3 protein-coding genes are annotated in these 3,189 nt (G+C 31.9%); all 3 read left to right on the plus strand.

Annotated elements, in window-relative coordinates; all coding sequences use genetic code 11:
- Positions 1–236: 236 nt before the first annotated feature.
- From asrA to asrC, 3 genes are read left to right on the plus strand one after another with little or no spacing between them, the layout of a single operon-like run.
- Positions 237–1,274 (plus strand): anaerobic sulfite reductase subunit AsrA, encoded by a 1,038-nt coding sequence (gene asrA, locus IX290_RS11195; protein WP_211493276.1) that lies wholly within the window; start codon positions 237–239, stop codon positions 1,272–1,274.
- Between the two features lie 4 nt (positions 1,275–1,278).
- Positions 1,279–2,088 (plus strand): anaerobic sulfite reductase subunit AsrB, encoded by an 810-nt coding sequence (gene asrB, locus IX290_RS11200; RefSeq protein WP_211493277.1) that lies wholly within the window; start codon positions 1,279–1,281, stop codon positions 2,086–2,088.
- 9 nt (positions 2,089–2,097) lie between these two features.
- Positions 2,098–3,153: a sulfite reductase subunit C gene (asrC, locus tag IX290_RS11205; protein WP_211493278.1), complete on the plus strand. Its 1,056-nt coding sequence runs from the start codon at positions 2,098–2,100 to the stop codon at positions 3,151–3,153.
- The last annotated feature ends 36 nt before the right edge of the window (positions 3,154–3,189 follow it).

The following is a 3,189-nucleotide window of genomic DNA, read 5'->3' on the forward strand; positions in this document are numbered from 1 at the left end:
CTTCAATATAAGAGTATATTTGATTAATGTATACTGAAAAAATCTCCAATGTTATAATTTTTTTCTATTAGTATTGAAAAATATAAAAAAAAAAGGTATCCTTATAATAAGAATAAAAATTGTAAAACATCATTAGTCCTGCTTGAAAAGCTACCTGTATTATAGGTGGCTTTTGTTTTATTCTTTTTTATAACTAGAGTAAATTAAAAGAAGTAAAGGAAAAAGGAGGAATCACAATGGGTTATGCTTTAAAGCTTGAACGATTAAATGATGTACTAAAAGAACTTGGAAAAGATTATGCAATTTATGCTCCAAAATGTTTTCCTAAACAGGGAAGATACTCAGATACTGATATTATAAGATATGATAGAGTAGAAACTGCACAGGAGATAGTATTTGATAAGAAATCTACATACGCTGCTAAGGAAGTTTATCATCCAATTACAGAAACAGTTATGTATTTTACTGATGGGGATTATAAAGAGAAAAAAATTAGAGATGATAAACCTATTCTTATTTTTGGAAGAGCATGTGATATTAATGCTATTAAGAGGTTTGACGACATTTATCTTAAAAATGGCGGATTTGAAGACCCTTATTACAAAAGAGTGAGAGAAAAAATAAAATTTGCTATTATTGAATGTCCAGAACATGGTTGGGACACTTGTTTTTGTGTATCAATGGAATCAAATAAAACTGATGACTATGTATTTGGAATAAAAGTTGATGGAGAAAATGTATCTATTGAGATAAAGGATGATAGTTTTGATAAATACTTTGCAAATAATACTCCAGCAGAGTATAAAGTAAAATTTGTAGAAAAGAATGAAAGAGTAGTTAGAATTCCAGATATTCCAAATAAAGAGATTCAAAATAAAATTAAAACACTGGATATGTGGAAACAATTTGATAAACGTTGTTTAATGTGTGGTAGCTGTACTGTTGCATGTTCAACATGTACATGTTTTACAACATATGATACAAATTACACTCCAGATACAGATGCAGGAGAAAGAAGAAGAATAAATGCTTCATGTCATGTTGATGGATTTACAGATATGGCAGGTGGACATTCTTTCAGAAAAAAAGGTGGAGAAAGAATGAGATTTAAAGTTATGCACAAGATTCATGACCATAAGAAAAGATTTGGAGAATATAATATGTGTGTTGGTTGTGGAAGATGCGATGACAGATGTCCTGTATTCATTTCCTTTTCTACAACAGTAAATAGACTTGCTGATGAAGTTGATAAATTAAATGGAAAGGGGGAATAAGAAAATGGAAAATATTATAATGCCAACTCCTCATAAAATATTGAAAATAACAAAGATGACAGATATAGAGTACCTTTTTAGAGTTGAATGTCCAGAGGCTGATAAAATAAAATTTGGACAGTTTATGCAACTTTCTTTGCCTAAAATAGGAGAGTGTCCAATATCAGTTACAGACTTTTCTCCAGAAGAGGGATGGGCTGAATTTTTAATAAGAAAAGTGGGAATAGTGACAGATGAGATATTTAATTTAAGACCTGGAGATATTATTCCTATGAGAGGCCCTTATGGAAAAGCTTTCGATAGAATTGATATAGATGGTAAAAGAGTTATTATAGTTACAGGTGGCTCAGGAATAGCTCCAGTGCGTTCTCTTATTCACCACATAGATAGAAATCCTGAAAAGGTAAAATCATTGGAACTGCTATTTGGATTTAAAGATGAAGAGGCAATTCTTTTTAAAGATGAGATAATAGAATGGAGAAAAAGACATCCTATGATACTTACTGTAGATAAAGGATGTGGAATAGATGGTGAATGTGTAGGTCTTGTAACTGAATATGTACCACAGTTAAAACTTATCTCTGATGATTTTAACGATGTAGAGGTAATCATTGTAGGACCACCAAGTATGATGAAATATACTGCACTATCATTTGAAGATATAGGAGTACCAGCAGAGAGAATATGGCTTTCATTTGAGAGAAAAATGTCATGTGCTGTTGGAAAATGCGGTCACTGTAGAATAGATGAAGTATATGTATGTATCGATGGACCTGTTTTTAATTACACTCAGGCTAAGTATATGGTAGACTAGGAGGTAAATATGAATCACGATATAGATATTGGTGCGTTGAAGACTAATTGTTTTAGGCAATCTAAAGTTCCTGGAGAATTTATGCTTCAGATGCGTGTTCCTGGTGGATTGATAGATGCTAAATATTTAAAAGTAATAGAAGAAATTGCTGAAAAATGGGGTAATGGAACATTTCACTTAGGTGTTAGACAGACACTTAATGCTCCAGGGATTAAATATGAAAATATAGAAAAGGTAAATGCATATTTACAGGACTATATAAGAGAGATAGAGATAGAGATGTGTAATGCAGATATGGAATCAAACAGTGCAGGATATCCTACTATTGGTGCAAGAAATATAATGGCATGTATTGGTAATTCTCACTGTATAAAAGCAAATATAAATACCTGGGGACTTGCAAGAAAACTTGAAAAAGAGATATTTCCTAGCCATTACCACATCAAAATGGCTATTTCAGGTTGTCCAAATGACTGTGGAAAAGCACATTTCAATGACTTTGGAATAATAGGTGTAACTAAACCTATCTATATAAAAGAGAGATGTATTGGTTGTGGAAGATGTGTTAAAGTATGTAAACAGGCTGCTACAAGAGTATTAAGTCTTGTAAATCATAGAGTTGTTAAAGACACCTGCTGTTGTGTTGGATGTGGAGAGTGTGTAGAAGCATGTCTAGCATCTGCATGGGTAAGACCAGAAAAGAAATTCTATAGAGTTATTTTAGGTGGAAGAACAGGAAAACAATATCCAAGAATGGGAAAAATGTTTTTAAACTGGGTAACTGAAGATGTAATAGTAGCTGTAGTAAAAAATTGGCAAACTTTCTGTGCTAATGTTCTTCATCACAAACCATTTTATATCCATGGTGGTCATCTAATTGATAGAGCTGGATATCAAAAGTTTAAAGAGATAATCTTAGATGGTGTAGAATTAAATCCAGAAGCACAAGTAGCACAAAGAATTCTTTGGACAGAAACAGAATATAGAGCGAATATAAATGTAAAACCTCTATGTGACCATCCAAGTCCTGGAGAAGATTATGTTTGTAAGAAAAAAGATGAATAAATAATTAAAAATGGGCTGTTGCAAATTTGTAAAAAA

Origin of the sequence: Fusobacterium sp. DD2, from assembly GCF_018205345.1 — a bacterium.
GTDB lineage: Bacteria > Fusobacteriota > Fusobacteriia > Fusobacteriales > Fusobacteriaceae > Fusobacterium_A.

What these genes read in the sequence shown, in the direction of transcription:
- asrC (WP_211493278.1), top strand. Translation starts at nt 2,098, where the DNA reads ATGAATCACGATATAGATATTGGTGCGTTGAAGACTAATTGTTTTAGG.
- asrB (WP_211493277.1), top strand. Translation starts at nt 1,279, where the DNA reads ATGGAAAATATTATAATGCCAACTCCTCATAAAATATTGAAAATAACA.
- asrA (WP_211493276.1), top strand. Translation starts at nt 237, where the DNA reads ATGGGTTATGCTTTAAAGCTTGAACGATTAAATGATGTACTAAAAGAA.